A 19,605-nucleotide genomic window follows, 5' to 3' on the forward strand; every position below is an offset into this window, starting at 1 on the left:
TCGCTATGGGCGTTGCCGCAGTTCACCGAACAGATCGTTACCACGATTGAGTCGTCCGACACATCCAATCCGCGTGTCGAGGATCACCCCGAAATCGCCATCGAGTCTAGCCGGGGCGCGCGCTTGCGAGGATCGCCTGGGCAAGCGTCTCGGCGGCACGCGAGGGCTTGCTGCGGGGATGGGCGATGTGGAACATGTCCTCGAACGTCATGCGCTCGGGGGCGAGCAGCCGCAGGCGACCGTTACGTACCCATTCGTCGGCGTAGTGGTCGGGCAAGAAGCCGATATAGGCGCCGGAGAGGAGCAATAGCAGCGTGCCCTCCATGTGCGGCGTGGCCGCCGCCCAGTGGAAGTTTACCCCACAGATCGTCTCGGTAAGCATGTAGGTGCGACCAGCAAAAGACTGCGCTTCCAGAACTGCGTCGGTGAGCGCATCGTCGGGCAGGTCGAATAGCGGGTGACCCTGCGCGCAATAGAGTTTCTGCACCTCGGAAAAAACGGGCTGCGTGCGCAAATGCGGCGTCGCGCTGCCGACTGTCGGCATCAGTACGATCTGATAACCACCATTTAGAAGGCCCTGATGCAGCACCTGCGGCGCGGCGACGTCGATCTCCAGATGCACACGCGGCGCCTGTCGGTGGAAGGCAGCGAGCGCCCCCTGGAGATCGAGATCCCGGTTGGTAATCATCGCGTCGACAGTGCCGAAGGTCAGGCTGCCGATCAGTTCCCCTTGCGCTTCGCCGACACGGCTCTGGAACTTTTCCAGCGAGCCGAAAAGATCCAGCGTCGCCTCATAAACGAGGCGTCCCTCGTCGGTCAGAAGGAAACCGCTGCGCCCGCGGCTGCAGAGGCGTAAGCCCAGCCGCTCCTCAAGGTGGCGCATATGGGTGGAGATGGTCGCCTGCGTCATCCCGAGTGATGATTGCGCGGCGGAAAACCCCCCATGCTGCACGACGGAGGCAAAGACACGCAACAATCTCAACTCTGCATCGCCGAGCGACAGATTGAGGATGCGATGGCGAACCTTGTTGATCATTCATTGATTAAGTCACAACTAAACATCCAATCATAGATATTTTTAAGCGTATCGACCTTCCACACACTCCCTTCATCCTGAGGAGGAGAGACATGGCGGGTAATTCCTATGAAACCGGGCGGCTGAACCTGCCGTTCGTCGGCATCTGCACCTTCGGCAAATATCCCTACCAGCCGGACTGGGATGCGATCGATGCGGATGTGGCGATCCTCGGCGCGCCGTTTGACTGCGGTACGCAATGGCGCGCCGGCACCCGCTTCGGGCCGCGAGCCATCCGCGAGGCATCGACGCTGTTTTCCTTCGGCCATGGGGGCGCCTACGATCACGAGGACGACGTCACCTACCTGCCGAGCGACAAGGTTTCGATCGTCGATATCGGTGACGCCGACATCGTCCACACCGACACGATGAAGAGCCATGCCAACATCGAATTCGGCGTGCGCAAGATCCTGGCCGCCGGCGCGCTTCCGGTGGTGCTCGGCGGTGACCATTCGGTCAACATCCCCTGCATCAACGCGTTTGAAGACGACTGTGCTGAACACGGCCCGATCCATATCGTCCAGATCGACGCGCATCTCGACTTCGTCGACGAGCGGCACGGGGTTCGCTACGGCCACGGCAATCCCATGCGCCGGGCCGCCGAGAAGCCCTATGTCTCCGGGCTCTCGCAGTTCGGCATCCGCAACGTTTCCTCGACGGCCAAGGAAGGCTACGAGAATGCGCGGTCAATGGGCTCGGATATCCTGTCCGTGCGCCAGATCCGCGCGCTCGGCACGGAGAAGGTTGCTTCGCGCGTGCCGGCCGGAGCCCGCTACTACGTCACGATCGATATCGACGGCTTCGATCCCTCGATTGCGCCGGGCACCGGCACGCCGTCCCATGGCGGCTTCATCTATTACGAGGTGCTGGAGATCCTCTCGATACTCGCCAGGCGCGGCACCATCGTCGGCATCGACCTGGTCGAGGTTGCGCCGGATTACGACCACTCAGGCTCGACCTCGATCCTCGCCGCCCAGGTGCTGATGAACCTCATCGGCCGCGTCATGCACGCCAAAAGAGGCTGAGACCATGGGTCGTATCGCTTACGATTTTTCCGGCGAACACGTGCTGGTGACGGGCGCCAGCCGCGGCATCGGCCGCGCGGTCGCGGAAGGTTTTGCCGCCGCCGGGGCACAGGTCACCATTCTTTCCTCCGGCCGTGGAATTTACGAGGCCGCCCGCGAGATGTCTGAACGCTTCGGCCGCAGGATCGCGGCCCTCGAATGCGATATCACCGACAGTGCTGCCGTTAAGGCAACGCTTTCGCCGCTTGGTCGCATCGATGTCCTCGTCAACAATGCCGGGCTCGAGCGCATTACGCCGGTGACCGACGAAGACGATAGCGTAGAAGACACGTTCCGACGCATCACCGATATCAACACCAACGGCACCTTTTATGTGACCCGCCATGCGCTGCCGCACATGCGCGAGGGGGGCCGCATCGTCGTCACCGCGTCGATCTGGAGCCGTGTCGCGGTGCCGGAGTTCTCCGCCTATATCGCCTCCAAGCACGCCAATCTTGGTTTCACCCGGGTGATGGCCAAGGAACTTGGGGGACGAGGCATTCGCGTCAATGCCGTCTGCCCCGGCTGGGTGCGCACCGAGGCGGCGATGCTGTCGCTGAAGAACATGTCGCTGCGCACCGGGCGCAGCGAGCAGGACCTGCTGGACGAGATCGTGGGAGCCCAGGTCCTGCCGGGCCTCCTGGAACCGGAAGACCTCGCTGCACCCTATCTCTTCCTCGCTTCCGATGGCGCAAGGGACATGACGGGCCAGGCGCTGATGCTCGACCGCGGCGAGGTGATGGCATGAGTGCGCGCGTTCTTGTCACCGGCGCCTATCGCGGTATTGGGGCTGCTTGCGCCCTGGCGTTCGCAGCGACAGGAGCTCGGGTTGCGCTTGCCGATATTCGCAAACCGGACGAGACGGCGATTTCGGCTGTACAGGCAGGGGCTACGGAAACCCTGACGCTTGCCTGCGATGTCTCAGACGAAGGTTCGGTCGCCGCCATCGGCGAGGTGGTGCAACGGACGTTCGGCGGACTGGATATCGTCGTCCACTGCGCCGGCGTCATTCATGAAGCGCCCTTGCTTGAAACGCCCGTTGCGGATTTCGACCGGGTCATCGCCATCAACCTGCGTGGCAGCTTCCTCGTCGGCAAGATGGCATTGGGGCTGATGGGGGGAACGGCTGAGGAGCCCGCGCGGCTCATCATGATTGCCTCCGACATGGCCTATTACGGCCGCGAGACCTTTTCGCCCTATGTCGCGTCCAAGCACGGCGTGCTCGGTCTGGTGCGTTCCTGGGCAAAGGAATTTGCGCCGCGCGTGCTGGTCAATGCGATCTGCCCCGGTCCGATCGATACCGAGATGCTTGGGGCGGCGAACATGAGCGCCGAATGGCGTGCCAGGGAACTGGCGATACCGCTTGCGCGCTTCGGCAAGCCCGAGGAGATCGCCGAACTCGCACGGTTTCTCGCCGGCTCCGGCGGACGCTACTTCACCGGCCAGGGGATCGGCAGCAACGGCGGGAGCATCATGCCATGATCGCCAATCCCATTCCCTGGCCGAACGGCGCCAAATGCGCCGCCTCCATCACCTTCGACATGGATGCCGACAGCCTCGTCCATATCGCCCATCCAAAGGATGGCCACAGCCGCGTATCGGCGATCTCGATGCTGCAATACGGGCCGAAGCTCGCGATCCCGCGCATTGTCGAGAGCTATCGGCAACTGGGCATCAAGCAGACCTTCTTCGTGCCGGCCTGGTGCATCGAGCAATATCCGCAGGCGATCGAGGCCATTCTGGAAGGCGGCCACGAGCTGGCGCATCACGGCTTCCTGCACGAGCACCCCCGCGAACTTTCGGACGAGCAAGAGGCGCACTGGCTCGACCGCGGCATCGAGGTGATCGTGAAGGCCAGCGGCAAGCGACCGCGTGGCTGGCGGGCGCCGCTTTACAACTTTTCCCACCGGTCCGCTGACCTCCTGGTGTCGCGGGGCTTTGCCTACGACGCCTCGTTGATGGGTGACGACATTCCCTATCTGCTTGAATGCGACGCCGGCACCCTCGTCGAGCTGCCGTCGCACTGGGGCCTCGACGATTGGCCGCAATATGTCCAGTCGATGGACCTCGACTACATGATGCCAATCCGCGCGCCGGAGCAGGGCTTTGCCGCCTTTTCGCAGGAGTTCGAGGCGGCCTATCGCCACGGCGCGCTCTGGGTACCGGTCGTGCATCCCTTTGCCACCGGCCGGCTTGCCCGCTGGGAGGTGGTGCATCGCTTCCTCGAACAGGTTCTCACGCGTGGTGACGTCTGGTTCGCGCCGATGGAGGAGATTGCCGCCCATGTGCGGCGTGTTGTCGAAACCGGCAGCTGGTCGCCGAGGATTGACCGACTGCCCTTCTATTCCGAGCCCGTCACGGTTCGGTAGCCGGCAGCGGGTTTATCCGCTTCCGAAGATCGGCGGCTGATGGAGCCGCAATGGACTTCGCGGAAAGACGCCAGAAGGCGCGACGCGAAAAGGGGAACGACGATGGAAAACAACGATATCGCCTGGCAGAGCGAACTGGCGCGGCGCGCCCGCATCTATGAAGATATCGAGGCGGGCGACCGCTTCGAGGGCACGATGACTGCGCTCGACTACACCGGCATGACGGTATTGACGCTCGTGCTGGTCGTCGGCTTCTGGCTCTGGGGGGCTTGAGATGACCGATCATGTCGCACTCGAACATCTCTCCACTTTGAAGACGGAACAGGAAGAGGCCGCCCGCAATCGTGCTGCCGCCGAGCGCGGCGATGCGCCCCTCTTGCCGTCTGAACGGCTCTGGGGCTTCTGGGAGTTCACCTATGCCAATTCGGCACTGGCGATTGCCACCTGGGCCTTTCTGATCGGCGGCTCTGTCGGCCTCTTCGTCGGTCCGAAGGAGGGCATCGCCGCCATTATCATCGGCAACATCGTCGGCGTCGTGCTGACGGCGCTTGCCACCACCACCATGACCGGCCGCTACGGCGTCGAGCAGTTCGTGGCGCTGCGCAGCCAATTTGGTTACAACGGCAGTCGCGTCGTCTATGTGCTCGCCGTCGTCATTCTCACCATGGGGTGGCTTGCGGTTCTCGCGATGATGTTCGGTCGCTCGATCGACGGGCTGATGGCGCTGAGCGCCGGTGAGGCCGCCAATCCGACGGGCGCGAAGATGATCATCGCCGCGATCGGCGCAATCCTGCTCACCTGGTTCATCGTCGCCAAGGGGCCGACCTCGATCAAGTTCTTCAACATGGTCGTGTCGCCGGCACTGGTCCTCTTGATGGTGGCGATGCTCTACCTCATCCTCAGCCATCATTCGATCGGCGAGCTTCTGGCCTTGCCGGCCCTTGCGCCGCCTTTCGAGGACAAGACGCTGAACTTCATCGTCGCGGTCGAGGTCAATCTGGCAGCCGGCTTCTCCTGGTGGCCTTATATCGGCAATCTGGCGCGGCTGACGAAGAACGAGCGCACCGCCTTCTGGCCCAATGTTCTCGGTATCTTCGGGGCGGCAGCACTCGGCGAAATTGTCGGCCTGCTTGCAGCAGTCGCACTCGGCGAAAGCGATCCGACGATCTGGATGACGAAGATCGCCGGTCCGATGATCGGCATCGTCGCGCTGCTTTTCGTCGCCTTCGCCAACATGACCTCGATGGCAAACATCCTCTACACGTCGATCGTCGGCCTCAGGCAGGTCGGAACCGCATCGGTTCGCGCCATTTCCTGGGGCGCAATCCTGTTCCTCTTCTGCCTCATCCCGTTCGGGCTCGTGGTCTTCTACCCGCAGATGTATGACGGCTTCTTCATCTTCCTCGTCTGGACTTCGGCGCTGAATTCCGCGCTCGCCGGTATCGGGATCGCCGACTACTTCTTCCTGCGTGGCCAGAAGCTCGACATGCGCAGCCTGCACGGACCGCAGGAAAACGGACCCTATCGGTTCTGGGCGGGCTTCAACCCCATCGGGCTCTTTGCCCTTGCGGTCGGCTTCATCGTCTATGTCGCCGTCTTCAATCCGCAGACGCTGGCAAGCCTGCCGGCCTTCAAATACCTGACCGCCTCCGTGCCGTCCTGCCTTGCCGCAGGCGCCACCCACTACGTGCTCACGCGGCTTTTTGCCCGTGGCCGTGGTTGGGGCCAATACCCGTAACGCCTGGAGAAGACCGCCATGAGCGACACCTACGACTACATCATCATCGGCGCAGGATCGGCCGGCTGCGTGCTCGCCAACCGCCTTTCGGAGGACCCGTCGACCAGGGTGCTGGTTCTTGAATTCGGCGGCAGCGACAAGTCGATCTTCATCCAGATGCCGACGGCGCTTTCGATCCCGATGAACGGAACGAAGTACAATTGGAAATACATGACCCTGCCGGAGCCCGGTCTCGACGGCCGGCGCGTGCATTGCCCGCGCGGCAAGGTCATCGGCGGCTCGTCCTCGATCAACGGGCTCGTCTACATGCGCGGCCACGCCAGCGACTTCGACGAGTGGGAGGAACTGGGTGCGCGCGGCTGGCGCTACGCCAACTGCCTGCCTTATTTCCAGCGCGCCGAAAGCTGGCAGGACGGAGGCGACAGCTATCGCGGCGCCTCAGGTCCGCTTGCGACCAATGCCGGCAACGGGATGAAGAACCCGCTCTACGGCGCCTTCGTCGATGCCGGCCGCGAGGCGGGTTACATCACCACAGACGACCCGAACGGGCACATGCAGGAGGGCTTCGGGCCGATGCACATGACCGTCAAGGACGGCGTGCGCTGGTCGACGGCCAACGCCTATCTGAAGCCGGCGATGGGGAGGCCGAACCTCACGGTCATCACCCATGCGATGACGCGGCGCGTGCTTGTCGAAGGCAAGCGCGCCGTTGGCGTCGAGTACGAGCTCGGCGGCGAGCGTCATGTCGCGCGCGCCAACCGCGAGGTGCTGATTTCCTCCGGACCGATCGGATCGCCGCACCTGTTGCAGCGCTCCGGTATCGGGCCAGCCGCCGTGCTGCAGAAGGCCGGTGTTCCCGTGCTGCACGATCTGCCAGGGGTCGGCGAGAACCTGCAGGATCATTCCGAGGTCTACATCCAGTATGCCTGCAAGGAGCCGATCACGCTCAACGGCAAGATGGGGCTCTTCAGCAAGGCTTTGATCGGGGCCGAATGGCTCTTGTTCAAGAAGGGGCTTTCGGTCTCCAACCACTTCGAAAGCGGCGGCTTCATTCGCTCCGACGCGTCGCTGCAATGGCCGGATATCCAGTTCCACTTTCTGCCGGCCGCCATGCGCTACGACGGCAAGAAGCCGCTCGACGGCCACGGTTTCATGGTGCTGACCGGTCCGAACAAGCCGAAGAGCCGCGGCTATGTCCGGCTACGCTCTCCGGAAGCCCATGAGCAACCGGACATCCTTTTCAATTATCTCGACCGCGAGGAGGACCGCGAGGGCTTCCGCCGCTGCCTGCGGCTGACGCGCGAAATCATCGCCCAGCCGGCCTTCGACCGCTTTCGCGGCGAGGAAATGGCGCCGGGCAAGGATGTTCGAAGCAATGACGAGATCGACGCCTGGGTGCGCGAGACAATGGAAAGCACTTACCATCCTTGCGGCTCCTGCCGCATGGGTGAGGACGGCATGGCAGTCGTCGACAGCGAGCTCAAGGTCCGCGGCATCAACGGGCTGAGGGTGATCGACAGTTCCGTCTTTCCGTCAGAGCCCAACGCCAACCTCAATGCGCCGACCATCATGCTGGCGGAACGCGCCTCCGACATGGTGCGCGGCAAGCCACTGCTTGCGGCTTCCAACGCCGCAGTCGGCGTCGCCCCCGGCGTTGGCGTCACCCAGCGCAGCGGAAAGCCGCTTCGCGCCGTCCGGCAATAATGATCCTTGGAAAGGGCGGTGCGTCTGTTGCGCGGTATCGGTTACGTGGTCGCCCGGCGGCTTCGCGGCGATGACGAGGACCCGGAGGATTGGGCCATGGCGGTCGAAAGGCTCCTCAATCGCCTGATCGCCCGATGCGGCCTTGCGATCGGGCGATCGCATCGGCCAGCCGGAAAAGAAGAGGCCTCATTCGATCCGCCGGAACGCCGGCATAGCCCAGAATGAGCGCAGCCGGCTGAGGTGTCGCGATCGTGTAGTCGGACAGGGGATAGCATTGCAGTCCCGCATCGAGCACGGCGCGGTGGGAGGCCCGGTCTTCCCGGCCGCCCTCCAGCCAGGCGAGTGCATTGAGCCCGCTTTCGGAGCAGTCGATGCGGGCAAGTCCGGCAAGCGCATCCCGTCCGGCTAACATGAAAGCCTCGCGGCGCTCGGTGTAAAGGCCGCGCATCCGGCGCAGATGGCTGGCAAAGTGACCGCCGCCGATAAACTCGGCGAGTGCGAGCTGGGTTTCCACCGGGACGCTACGGTTGATCAGCCCCGAGAGCGTGCGAAATGTTCCGACGAGTTGGGGTGGCAGGACGAGAAAGCCGACGCGGATGCCCGGATAGAGCGCCTTGCTGAAACTGCCCGCGTAGATCACCCGGTCGTCGCTGTCGATGGAGCGCATCGAAGGCAAAGGCGCGCCGTCGTAGCGGAATTCGCTGTCGTAGTCATCCTCGATGATCCAGGCGTCGCTCGCCCGCGCCCATTCGAGCAGGGCAAGCCGGCGTGGCAGCGATAAGGTGATGCCGAGCGGGTGGTGGCGCGACGGCATCACGAAGGCGAGGCGCGCGTCGGGATAGCGGGCCATCGCAGCCTCGACATCCATGCCGTCTGCATCGACATCGGCCGGACACAGCTGCAGCCCAAGCGTGCGAAACAGGTTGCTGGTGGTCACCGGCCCCGGATCTTCGAACCAGATCCCGTCGCCAGGATCGGCAAGCGCCAAAGCCGAAAGCGTGAAGGCGGCGTGCCCCCCGGGCGTGATGACGATCTGATCGGGATCGCAAGGGTCGCGCCGGTGCAGGGCCAGATATTCGGCGATCCTCTGGCGAAGCACCAGTTCGCCCGCGACGTCGCCATAGCCCATGGCCACGGCCTTGCCGCCGCGCGTCACGGCGTTCCAGCATTTCCTCCACACAGCGAAGGGAAACCGGTCGAGCGCCGGACGGTTGGGGAGGAAAGGCCTGTCTTCCATTTGGCCGATATCGGCCGACATCCGGCATGACAAGTCGCCAATTCGCGATAGCCGCGGCGGGGCGCGGTCGGCGACGTCGTGGCGGGTCGGCCTCGACAGCGGCTTTGCCGGTTGGCGCGGCAAGGCGGCCGAGACGAAAGTACCGGCACCCTGTCGTGCCTCCAGATAGCCCTCCGCCTTCAAGTTATCGAGCACACGCAGCAGCGTCTGGCGCGACAGGCCCAACTCCTCGGCAAGGATTCGGCTTGCAGGGAGCCGTGTTCCGGCGCGCAGGTGCCCTTTCAGGATCGCCATGCGCAATTGGTCCTGCACCTGGCGGAATTTCGGCAGGGCGACTGTCGCGTCGAGGCGAAGGAAAGGCAGGATTGGCCCTTCAAGCTGTTTGACCACCGGTGCGCCTCCAAAAATTGGTACAGTAGAATGCATCATAATGGACGTTTCTTCGTCGTCCAATTGTTACATCCTGTCCCTACACGAAAACGCACCGATGCATCCCTTCGCAGGACGCAGACAAGGTGCGGGGGAACCGGGAAAGGCGGCGGTGCCGACGACCGGATGCAAGGACAAAAAGCAGCCATCGCCCACGATCCGTCGTCGACGGTCAACAGGAGGAATTCATGAACAAGCTTCTATCGCGTGCAACCAGTCGCGCCTTCGTCTCCACACTCGCCCTGGCGGCGGCCCTGCCGGGTCTTGCCCAGGCTGAGGCATCGCAAGAGCTGGTCGCTGCCGCAACGAAGGAAGGCATGTTGACCGTCATTGCGCTTCCGCACGACTGGTGCAACTACGGAGACGTCATTGCCGGCTTCAAGGCGAAGTATCCGGGCATCGAAGTCAACGAACTGAACCCCGACGCCGGTACCGCCGACGAGCTCGAAGCCATCCGCGCGAACAAGGGCAACACAGGTTCGCAGGCGCCTGACGTCGTCGATCTTGGCCTGGCTTTTGCGCCGGCTGCCGCCAAGGAGGGCCTCCTTCAACCCTACAAGGTGGCGACCTGGGACGAAATTCCTCAAAACATCAAGGACGAGCAAGGCTATTGGTACGGCGACTACTACGGCGTCATGGCCTTCGGTGTGAACAAGGACCTGCTTGATACTGTACCGGCCGACTGGTCGGATCTGTCGAAGTCGGAGTACTCCGGGGCTGTCGCACTCACCGGCGATCCACGGTCTTCGGCACAGGCCATCCTGGCGCTGATGTCGGCAGGCATCTCGCGGGGCGCCAAGCCTGGAACGGAATCGGGCGGCAAGGGCCTGGAGCTCTTTGCGGAACTGAACAAATCCGGCAATTTCGTGCCTGTGCTCGGCAAGGCCGGCACGATCGCGCAGGGGCAGACCCCGATCGTCGCCGCCTGGGACTACAATCTGTTGGCCTGGCGTGACGCGTTGAAGGGCAACCCGCCGATGGACGTCGTCGTACCGGCAAGCGGTGTGGTCGCCGGGGTCTATGTTCAGGCAATCTCGGCCTACGCGCCACACCCGAACGCCGCCAAGCTCTGGATGGAATATCTCTATTCCGACGAAGGCCAGACCGGTTGGCTGAAGGGCTACTGCCACCCGGCGCGCTTCAATGCCATGTTGAAGGCTGGCAAGTTCCCGCAGGAGCTGCTCGACAAGCTGCCGCCTGCCGAAGCCTATGAAAAGGCGATCTTCCCGACGGTCGACGAGCTTTCCGCCAACAAGACGGCGATCGTCGAGGGTTGGGACAAGGTGGTCGGCGCCAACGTGAAGTAATCCTCCGCTTGAGAGAGAAGTTTCACCGGTCGTGAAGCCTCTCGCCCCCTTTGGCGCAATTTTCCCAGGGACAAATCCGATGACGACAAGCGTCGCATCCCTGCCGGCCGTCTTCCGGCCACGACAGGTTCTCAGCTGGTTCGGGGTCGCCCCCTTCTTCGTCTTCGCCACGCTGTTCCTCATCCTGCCCACGCTCAACATCGTGCTCGGCGCGTTCCGCAACGCTGAGGGACAGATGACGCTGGAGAACCTCGGCAAGCTTCTTGCGCCATCCATACGATCGGCCTTCTGGATCTCGATCGAGCTCAGCCTGCTGACAGCGGCGCTCGGGTGTCTGTTCGGCTTCCTCATTGCCGCTGCCATCACGCTCGGCGGCCTTCCGCGACCCCTTCGCAATGCGATCCTGACCTTCTCAGGCGTCGCTTCGAATTTCGCCGGCGTGCCGCTCGCCTTCGCCTTCATCGCAACCCTCGGCCGCCTTGGTTTCGTGACGATGCTGCTGCGCCACTGGTTCGGCATCAATCTTTATGGCGCCGGCTTCAACATCGTCTCCTTCCTCGGACTGGCGCTTACCTACCTCTATTTTCAGATCCCGCTGATGGTGCTGATCATCACGCCGGCACTGGAGGGGCTGCGCCGCGAATGGCGAGAGGCGGCCGAAAGTCTCGGCGCCAACGGTTTTCAGTACTGGCGCCTGGTGGCGTTGCCAGTGCTCTGGCCCTCGCTTCTCGGCACGCTGGCTTTGCTTTTCGCCAATGCCTTTGGAGCGGTTGCGACCGCCATTGCGCTGACCGGCTCATCGCTCTCGATCGCGCCGATCGTCCTGTTCGCCCAGATCCGCGGTGACGTGCTCAATGATCCGCATCTGGGTTATGCGATCGCCTTTGCCATGATCCTTCTCACCGCCATTGCCAACGCAATCTATATCCTCCTGCGCATGCGCGCGGAAAGGTGGGTCAAATGAGGGAAAGGCGTCTCTGGTCCTGGCTCGCCGTCGCTTTGGGTGGGCTCTATTTCCTCCTTCCGCTCGTCGGCATGGTTGACTTCTCCATGCGCATGCAGCGCGATGGCTACAGCTTCGAAGCTTACCGCGTCGTGCTGGCCGATCCGCAGTTCCAGCAAACCTTCGGCTACTCCGTCGTTCTGGCCTTGCTCACGATCGTTCTTGGAATCCTGCTCATCGTGCCGACGGCCTATTTTGTCCGGTTGCGGTTTCCCGGGTTGCGCCCGGTCGTCGAGTTCCTGACGCTGCTGCCACTGGTCATTCCGCCGATCGTCATCGTCTTCGGCTACATCCGCATCTACAATACATCCTCGGTCCTGCCGCTCACAGGAAGCTGGTGGGGTACCAATCTCCTCATTCTGTTCGGCTATGCGACACTGTCGCTGCCCTACATGTATCGCTCCGTCGACACGGGCCTGCGCACCATCGATGTCGGCAGCATGACGGAGGCGGCCCAGAGCCTGGGGTCCGGCTGGACGCGGATCCTTGCCGTCGTCATCCTGCCAAACGTCTTTGTCTCGGTGCTATCCGGCGCCTTCCTGACCTTCGCGATCGTCATCGGCGAATATGTCTTTGCCGCCTTGCTCAACGTCGGCTCGTTCGGCCCTTACATGGTCTGGATGGGTGGCAACCGCGCCTACGAACCCTCGGCGCTCGCCGTTGTCGCTTTCGCCATCACCTGGGCCTGTATGGCCCTGATCCAGCTTGTCACCCGTTTCTCCAAATTCTCCACCGTGAGGCGTTGACCATGGCTTTTCTAGATATCCATCACCTGGAAAAATCCTTTGGCCCGACCCGTGTCGTCAAGGATTTCAACCTCGACATCGAAAAAGGGGAGTTCGTCTCCTTCCTCGGCCCGTCTGGCTGCGGCAAGACCACGGTTTTGCGCATGGTCGCCGGCTTCGAGACGCCGACATCAGGCGCGATCCGCATCGACGGACGGGAGGTGACGGGGCTTGCCGCCAACCGGCGCAACATCGGCATGGTGTTCCAGTCCTATGCACTTTTCCCAAATTTGACGGTGGCGGAAAACATAGGCTTCGGCCTCAAGGTCGCGGGTGAGGGCAAGGCGGCCATTGCACGGCGCGTCGGTGAAATGCTGGATCTGATTGGCCTGCCTCAACTCGAGGGGCGCTATCCCTTCCAGCTCTCCGGCGGCCAGCAGCAGCGTGTGGCGCTTGCGCGCGCCCTGGCGCCGCGCCCGCAAGTGCTGCTGCTCGATGAGCCGCTATCGGCTCTGGATGCGAAGGTCCGCATTAGCCTGCGTGACGAGATCCGCCGGATCCAGCGCGATCTCGGCATCACCGCCATTTTCGTGACGCATGACCAGGAGGAGGCGCTGTCCATTTCGGATCGCGTCGTGGTCATGCACCAGGGCGTCGCCGACCAGGTCGGCACGCCGTTCGAGATCTACAACCGGCCGGCGACGCGCTTCGTTGCGCAATTCGTCGGTACGCTCAATCTTCTCGACGCCGACGTGTTGGATGCGACCACCGGCAAGGTGCGGCTTGGTGGTGTACCGGTGGCGCTGGACCAGCCGCTTGAAGGTCGGCCCGGCGAGCGCATCAGCCTGGCGATGCGTCCAGAATCGGTCGAACTGGGGCGCAGCGACTGCGATCGCGTCGTCCTTTCCGGCGAAATTGCAGCAGTGCATTTTCTCGGTTCAGTGATCCGCATCAAAGTGGCGGTCGCGGGCCAGTTCGTTTCGCTCGATACGTTCAACCAGCCCGACAGGCCGCCGCCCTCGGTTGGCACCACCGTAGAGGTCAGCCTGCCGCATCGCGATCTTCTGGTGCTTGCCGCCTGATGTTCCCTCAGCTTTGAAGTCGCCTGTGAAGGAGCCGGCTCTTTGACCGAAACGACGTTTGACGATCTGGCGTCGCCGGACTGGCGCGCAAAAATTGCCACCCTTTCCGGCCCGGCCCGCGCCCGGCTGGCGGAGCGGGCGCGCAACGCGCCGCTGTTTGCGCACGCCTATGCCTTTCATCTCAACATGCGTTTTGGCGCAGTGACACCGCTGCAGCTTGCCGAATTCGCCTATGAGCAGCGGCTCGTCGGCCTCAAGGTCCATGTCGAGGACGGCGAGGCAGCCAGTCTCGCCGGTATGTCAGACGCAGCGCTTTCTGATTATGGTGCCGCAGTCGAGCAGTTCGGACTGGAGCTCCATATCGAGACCAGCACGACGCAGGAGACAGGTCTCTCCGATGCGGTACGTATCGCGCTTGCCACTGGCGCGACGTCGCTGCGTTGCTATCCGCGCTACGAGGGACGCGTCTCGGAAATTGTCTCACAAACGATTGCTGATCTGCGACGACTGGAGACCTTCGATCCCGAGGGGCGGCTTCGCTACACGCTCGAACAGCACGAGGACCTGAAGTCGGAGGAGCTGATCGGCATCGTAAAGGCGGTCGCCAATCCGCGCCTCGGCCTGCTGTTCGACTTCGGCAACATGATCAATGCCTATGAGCTACCGTTGCCGGCGCTTGCCGCACAGGCACCCTATGTGACCGAAGTGCATGTCAAAGACTGCCTCGTCCAGCAAGATCGCGACGGCTGGGCGCACCTCGCCTGCCAAACAGGCACCGGCCATCTGCCGCTACATGCGATGTTCGTGGACCTGCTTCTGCTTGGCCAGGACCGTGCGCAGGTCTTAAGCTTCGGGCTCGAGGAAGAGGAGGGCTATTTCGCGCCCGCCCTGCGCTTCCCCTCGGAGGAAAGCGACCCGTTCATCGCGGCTCGCTCCGCGAGTTTCACGGACATCGGGACCACCGACCTTGGCGCGCGGCTGCGCCAAGAGGCCATCGCCGCTCATCGGCAGCTCGAAACCGTAAGAACCATGCTCAATCAGATTGCTGCCGAAGCTTTGAGGATAGAACAATGACCCATGAGCCTGACTGCCCACCGCCGTATCTGGCACTTGCGCACGCCATGGCCGATGCCGCAGCCAGCGTCATCCGTCCGCACTTCCGCAAGCGTGTTGTCGTCGACGCCAAGGCAGACTCCAGCCCCGTCACCATTGCCGACCGCGACGCCGAGGCCACAATGCGGCAGATGATCGAAGCGCAGTATCCCAACCACGGGATCAGGGGCGAAGAATTCGGCGCATGCCGAACGGATGCCGAATGGGTGTGGGTGCTCGACCCGATCGACGGCACGAAGTCCTTCATCTCCGGCTCGCTCGCCTTCGGCACGCAGATCGCATTGCTCCATCGCGGCAAACCTGTCCTCGGCATGATCAATCAGCCGATCACCGGCGAACGATGGTTCGGCATAGGCTCCTCCGCGACCCTTAATGAGGAGCCGATCCGCACCAGCGAAAAGACCGCACTCGGCGAGGCGATCCTCTACACCTCGGCCCTTGAGCAGTTCGACCGCGCGCGCCACGAGCGCTTCGACGCCTTGACTGCCAAGGTACGCTTCACCCGCATATCTCATGATTGCTACGCGGCCGGGCTGCTGGCGCTGGGCGGCATCGACCTACTCGTCGAAAGCAATGTTTTCGACTACGACATCCTGCCACAGATGCCCATTATTCTGGCTGCAGGCGGCATCGTGACCGACTGGGATGGGCAGCCTCTTGCGGATGCGACACGGTACGACACCGTGTTGATGGCTGCAAACGCCGACCTCCATCGAGCCGCCGTGAAGATCCTTAGCCGGCTAGGATGAAATCCAGACGAACGGGCCGCTTAATCAATTGCCTGATCGTCGCGCTCGGCTTCAGCACCACCCATCCTCGACGATCATTGTCGCGAACGAAGCGCAGTTAGGGCCGAACTCGACGTTGCCGTAGCCGTGCTCGGTGAACATTCCGCACATCGGCACTAAAAGTCAGTTCATGGTGGCAATTTGCGGACGCTTCAGTGGGCGGTAGCTAGGCGCTCGACGATACCACCAAGACCTCAGCCTTCGAAGCAGAGGTATTGACGAGGCGATGAGGTGTCTGCGGCAAGTTTCCGGATGTTCCGATCCGCTCGGTTCCAGCGCGGTGCGTTGTCATTGCATCGTACTTTCACGTATCTTGAGCTCGAAGCCCAGGTCAACGATTGGCGATGCGATTGGCAGGCCGGCCAGTCGATCAAGCACCATCTGTACAGCCTGTCGGCCGATTTCATAGCGCGGCGTGCGGATGCTGGTGAGCGACGGATAGGCGACGTGCATCATGTCGAGGTCGTTGAAGCCGCAAATTGCCATGCGGTGCGGCACGGCGATGCCTGCCCTTTGGCATTCAAACAGCACGCCCATGGCCAAGTCATCATTGTTGCAGAAGACGGCGTCGAGATCGGCGACCTTTGCCAATGCGTCGGCCAGGAGCTGCCCGCCGAGCGAGACGCGAGACGGCGTCAACGTGGTGGTCACCAGCTTGGGATCAAAGGACTGTGCGGCCTCGAGCGCCGAGCGGTAGCCGGCGAGGCGGCGCTGCGAGCGTGGATCCATTCGGGCGCCGATGAAGCCGATGCGGCGATATCCCGCCTCGATCAGATGATTGGTGGCCACCTTGCCGCCATCGAAGTGGGAGAAGCCGACCAGCATATCGACCGGATCCTCGCCATATTCCATGATCTGCACGATGGGGCAATCCGCGCTCTCGAGCAGTTTGCGGGTCGTTTCGGTCTGGTCGATACCGGACACGATCAACGCCGATGGCCGCTGGCCCAAAAACATCCGGATCAGCCGTTCCTCTTCCCGTGGAGAGTAGTGGGTGTTGCCCATCTGGATCTGCAGCGGGCCGTCGCCGAGCCCGTCATAGATGCCTCGAAGGGTGTCGGCGAAGACGATGTTCGTCAGCGACGGCACGAGAACGCCGATCACATCGGCTCGCGCGGACGCGAGCGCGCGAGCATTGGGATCGGGCGCATAGCCAAGCTGGATCACCGCCGTATCGATCTCGGCGCGCAGTTCGGCCGAAACGAGCGATGGGTCGCGCAGCGCGCGCGAGACGGTGATCGCCGCGACGCCGGCCAGTTTGGCGACGTCGGCGATCGTCGGCCTGCCACTGCCGCGCCGGCTTGCCTTGCGGCCCTGGTCTCTGGAGACGATGTCGTCCGTCACGTCGATCCCTGCCGGTTGCGCGCGCGCAAGGTCTCCACATCGGTGTTGCCGACATACCAGTTCCTTGCGTCGACCTCATCGAAGACGACGGAAATTTCACGCTCTGCAAGCCCGGTCGCTTCGGCAATCGCGGTTACGACCTTGCTTCCGATCGCAGCTTTCTTGATCGAAGGATCGTCGCCGAGGACCTCTCGCACGATGGTGATCCGCACGAACGGCATGATTGACCTCCTGCCTCAGTAGAGACGTGCGCCGTTGACCATCAGCCGAACGGCATAAAGCGAACTGGTCGCGCAGATGTAGAGGATGTTTCGCTTGGGCCCGCCGAACACGCAGTTGGCGGTGTTTTCAGGCACTCTGACCTTGCCGAGCAGGGTGCCGTCCGGGTGATAGCAGTGGATGCCGTCGCGGGCACTTGTCCAGATCCGGCCTTCGTCATCCAGACGGAAGCCGTCAAACAGCCCGGCGGTGCAATCGGCAAAGACCTCGCTACCCGACGCGGTACCAGTTTCATCAACATCGAATACACGCATATGCGCTGGAAGATCAGGGCCGTGCGTCCGTCCGGTGTCGACGACGTAGAGCCGTCTTTCGTCAAGGGAGAAGGCAAGGCCGTTCGGCCGCACCATGTCTTTAATGACGGCAGTGACCGCGCCCGTCGCCGGGTCGACGCGATAGACATGGCAGGCGCCGATTTCGCTTTCGGCCTTGTGGCCTTCGTAATCGCTCTCGATGCCGTAGGCAGGATCGGTAAACCAGATCGACCCGTCGGAGCGCACGACGACATCGTTCGGTGAGTTGAGCCGCTTGCCGTTCCAGCGATCGGCGATGGTTGTGATGCTGCCGTCATGGTTCGTGCGGGTCACGCGGCGGCCGCCGTGCTCGCAGGTCACCAGGCGGCCCTGCCGGTCGGTGGTGTTGCCGTTTGAAAAGTTCGACGGCTGCCGGAAGACGCTCACATGCCCATCGGTCTCGTCATAGCGCAGCATCCGGTCGTTGGGGATGTCCGACCAGACGAGATAGCGCCCGGCGGCGAAATAGGCCGGCCCCTCGGCCCAGCGACACCCCGTATAAAGCTGCTCCACGCGGGCGCTGTGGTTGACCAGCCGGGCAAAGCGCGGGTCTACGATCTCGAAATCCTCGGCCATGGGGTCCCTCATGCGTATTCTTAAGCGTCGCGATATGATAGCGCTATCATCGCGGAAGGAAATAGGCTTCCTTTCGAGACGTCGAAATCAGGCTGATTTCGATCTTAAACCAGTGATATTCGGTCCTCCGTAATCCGCAAATGTTACTTTACAATCGCATGTGGTAGCGCTACCTAATTAAGAGACAGCGGTGTTTTCGGGAGGAGACCAGAGCGCCTCGTCAATGGTGAACGCAGGCATCCAGCGTGCCGGTGCCGCAGGAGTTCGTGCCGCTCGAGGGTGAGTTTCATCCCCGGGCTGGAGAACAAACAAGTGGCGCGCCAATGGGAGGAAATGTCGATGGTGAAGTCACTCGCTGGCGGCATCGTTGCCGCCACTGCCTTTTTCATGCTGGGATCTGCTGCCTATGCAGATCCGGAAATCGTTTCAGGGCCTGCAGCCGAGCCGGAATGTTTCGCGCCGTGGTCGGCGGACACGAAATTCTTCAAGTTCCCGAAAAAGGACGGCCCGTATCGCATAGCACTTGCCAACGGCTACATCGCCAACACCTGGCGTATCCAGATGGTGCAGACCGCCAAGGCCTATGCCGCTCAACCCGACGTCGCAGCCAAACTGAAGGAGTTCAAGGTCGTTTCGACGGGCGAGGATGTGCCGGCCCAGATCTCGGCGATCAACAACTTCATCGACTCCGGCTATGACGCGATCGTCGTCAATGCCCAGAATCCCACGGCGTTTGCGCCGGTCATCAAGCGGGCGAAGGAAGCTGGCGTGGTGCTGGTCGCCTTCGACAACATCCTCGACACCGAGGACGCCATCAACGTCAATGTCGACCAGAAGGGGCTCGGGCAATTGTGGGGCGACTGGCTCGTCAAACATCTGCCTGATGGCGGCAAGGTGCTTGAGGTGCGCGGTGTCGCCGGCACGTCTGTCGATACCGACAGGCACGACGGCATCCATGAGAAGCTCCAGGCGTCGGGCAAGAAGTTCGAGGTCGTCGAGGTCATGGGCAAATGGGACGACGGCGTCGCCCAGAAGGTGACTGCGGACGCAATCGCAACCAGCGGCCCCTTCGACGGCATTACCGGGCAGGGCGGCGACACCGGCATCGTTCAGGCGATGATCGACGCAAAGCACCCCTTCGTGCCTTTCGGCGGCGAAACCGAAAACGGATTTCGCAAGTTCTGTGCGGCACATGCCGCCGACGGCCTGAAATGCTCGTCGGCTGGAACCGGACCCGCGCAAGTGGCCGTCGCCATCAAGACGGCGATTGCCGCGCTCGAGGGTCAGGTGGTGCCGCAGTCGGTCAAATTGCCCTTGGCCATCGTCGAAGATCCGAACTTCAAGGAAGGCCAGGATTATTTCCAGGCGGAGTCCGACAATTTCTTCGTCGGCAATTCGTTCCCCACCTGCGGGATCAATTTCTCCGCCCAGGAGATCATGAAGCAGAGCAAGGATAACCAGTAGTTCGATCAGGATCAG

At 62.5% G+C, this 19,605-nt stretch carries 19 protein-coding genes; 14 read left to right on the forward strand and 5 right to left on the reverse strand.

Features of this window, described 5'->3' with window-relative positions; translation table 11 throughout:
• Positions 1–106 precede the first annotated feature (106 nt).
• A complete protein-coding gene (locus tag IB279_RS25910; RefSeq protein WP_192339965.1) occupies positions 107–1,036 on the reverse strand; it encodes a LysR family transcriptional regulator in 930 nt (309 codons plus the stop codon).
• A gap of 92 nt (positions 1,037–1,128) precedes the next feature.
• On the opposite strand from IB279_RS25910, the gene speB reads away from it, so the two are divergent.
• From speB to betA, 7 genes are all read left to right on the forward strand, one after another.
• On the forward strand, positions 1,129–2,100 hold the full coding sequence (speB, locus tag IB279_RS25915; RefSeq protein ID WP_113188112.1) for an agmatinase: 972 nt from the start codon (positions 1,129–1,131) through the stop codon (positions 2,098–2,100).
• A gap of 4 nt (positions 2,101–2,104) precedes the next feature.
• On the forward strand, positions 2,105–2,887 hold the full coding sequence (locus tag IB279_RS25920) for an SDR family NAD(P)-dependent oxidoreductase (protein ID WP_112772677.1): 783 nt from the start codon (positions 2,105–2,107) through the stop codon (positions 2,885–2,887).
• Complete coding sequence (locus IB279_RS25925) at positions 2,884–3,621, forward strand: SDR family NAD(P)-dependent oxidoreductase (protein WP_112772678.1); 738 nt, start codon at positions 2,884–2,886, stop codon at positions 3,619–3,621. The genes IB279_RS25920 and IB279_RS25925 overlap by 4 nt, the downstream gene beginning before the upstream one ends.
• The gene (locus IB279_RS25930) at positions 3,618–4,508 is read left to right on the forward strand and encodes a polysaccharide deacetylase (protein ID WP_113188110.1); all 891 of its coding nucleotides are present in this window, start codon (positions 3,618–3,620) and stop codon (positions 4,506–4,508) included. The genes IB279_RS25925 and IB279_RS25930 overlap by 4 nt, the downstream gene beginning before the upstream one ends.
• Positions 4,509–4,610: 102 nt before the next feature.
• Complete coding sequence (locus tag IB279_RS25935; RefSeq protein ID WP_089046047.1) at positions 4,611–4,781, forward strand: hypothetical protein; 171 nt, start codon at positions 4,611–4,613, stop codon at positions 4,779–4,781.
• A 1-nt stretch (position 4,782) separates the two neighbouring features.
• Positions 4,783–6,246, forward strand: coding sequence for a cytosine permease (locus tag IB279_RS25940; protein ID WP_060605019.1), 1,464 nt, complete (start codon positions 4,783–4,785; stop codon positions 6,244–6,246).
• A gap of 18 nt (positions 6,247–6,264) precedes the next feature.
• Positions 6,265–7,950, forward strand: a complete 1,686-nt coding sequence (gene betA, locus IB279_RS25945) for a choline dehydrogenase (protein WP_112772681.1) — start codon at positions 6,265–6,267, stop codon at positions 7,948–7,950.
• A 115-nt stretch (positions 7,951–8,065) separates the two neighbouring features.
• Here the strand turns inward: betA and IB279_RS25950 are convergent, their stop codons facing one another.
• Positions 8,066–9,577 (reverse strand): PLP-dependent aminotransferase family protein, encoded by a 1,512-nt coding sequence (locus tag IB279_RS25950; protein WP_162741202.1) that lies wholly within the window; start codon positions 9,575–9,577, stop codon positions 8,066–8,068.
• Between the two features lie 227 nt (positions 9,578–9,804).
• Between IB279_RS25950 and IB279_RS25955 the strand changes: the two genes are divergently transcribed.
• From IB279_RS25955 to IB279_RS25980, 6 genes are all read left to right on the forward strand, one after another.
• Positions 9,805–10,923, forward strand: coding sequence for an ABC transporter substrate-binding protein (locus IB279_RS25955; RefSeq protein WP_060529978.1), 1,119 nt, complete (start codon positions 9,805–9,807; stop codon positions 10,921–10,923).
• Positions 10,924–11,002: 79 nt separating this feature from the next.
• On the forward strand, positions 11,003–11,887 hold the full coding sequence (locus tag IB279_RS25960; RefSeq protein WP_060520830.1) for an ABC transporter permease subunit: 885 nt from the start codon (positions 11,003–11,005) through the stop codon (positions 11,885–11,887).
• On the forward strand, positions 11,884–12,672 hold the full coding sequence (locus tag IB279_RS25965) for an ABC transporter permease (RefSeq protein ID WP_113188105.1): 789 nt from the start codon (positions 11,884–11,886) through the stop codon (positions 12,670–12,672). Before IB279_RS25960 ends, IB279_RS25965 begins: the two co-directional genes overlap by 4 nt.
• A 2-nt stretch (positions 12,673–12,674) precedes the next feature.
• A complete protein-coding gene (locus IB279_RS25970; RefSeq protein ID WP_112975457.1) occupies positions 12,675–13,733 on the forward strand; it encodes an ABC transporter ATP-binding protein in 1,059 nt (352 codons plus the stop codon).
• A 42-nt stretch (positions 13,734–13,775) separates the two neighbouring features.
• Positions 13,776–14,807 (forward strand): sugar phosphate isomerase/epimerase, encoded by a 1,032-nt coding sequence (locus IB279_RS25975; RefSeq protein ID WP_113188103.1) that lies wholly within the window; start codon positions 13,776–13,778, stop codon positions 14,805–14,807.
• Positions 14,804–15,595, forward strand: a complete 792-nt coding sequence (locus IB279_RS25980) for an inositol monophosphatase family protein (RefSeq protein ID WP_113188102.1) — start codon at positions 14,804–14,806, stop codon at positions 15,593–15,595. Before IB279_RS25975 ends, IB279_RS25980 begins: the two co-directional genes overlap by 4 nt.
• A 327-nt stretch (positions 15,596–15,922) precedes the next feature.
• On the opposite strand, the gene IB279_RS25985 is transcribed toward IB279_RS25980, so the two are convergent.
• The 3 genes from IB279_RS25985 to IB279_RS25995 are packed head-to-tail and all read right to left on the reverse strand — an operon-like array spanning position 15,923 to position 18,126.
• Positions 15,923–16,978, reverse strand: coding sequence for a LacI family DNA-binding transcriptional regulator (locus IB279_RS25985; protein ID WP_234824553.1), 1,056 nt, complete (start codon positions 16,976–16,978; stop codon positions 15,923–15,925).
• Positions 16,975–17,199: a tautomerase family protein gene (locus IB279_RS25990; RefSeq protein ID WP_060581996.1), complete on the reverse strand. Its 225-nt coding sequence runs from the start codon at positions 17,197–17,199 to the stop codon at positions 16,975–16,977. The genes IB279_RS25985 and IB279_RS25990 overlap by 4 nt, the downstream gene beginning before the upstream one ends.
• A gap of 15 nt (positions 17,200–17,214) precedes the next feature.
• Positions 17,215–18,126, reverse strand: coding sequence for an SMP-30/gluconolactonase/LRE family protein (locus IB279_RS25995; RefSeq protein WP_060644216.1), 912 nt, complete (start codon positions 18,124–18,126; stop codon positions 17,215–17,217).
• Between the two features lie 339 nt (positions 18,127–18,465).
• Between IB279_RS25995 and IB279_RS26000 the strand changes: the two genes are divergently transcribed.
• Complete coding sequence (locus tag IB279_RS26000; RefSeq protein ID WP_034798635.1) at positions 18,466–19,590, forward strand: sugar ABC transporter substrate-binding protein; 1,125 nt, start codon at positions 18,466–18,468, stop codon at positions 19,588–19,590.
• Positions 19,591–19,605: the final 15 nt, after the last annotated feature.

Source organism: Ensifer sp. ENS06, assembly GCF_014852205.1.
Taxonomy (GTDB): Bacteria; Pseudomonadota; Alphaproteobacteria; order Rhizobiales; family Rhizobiaceae; genus Ensifer; species Ensifer adhaerens.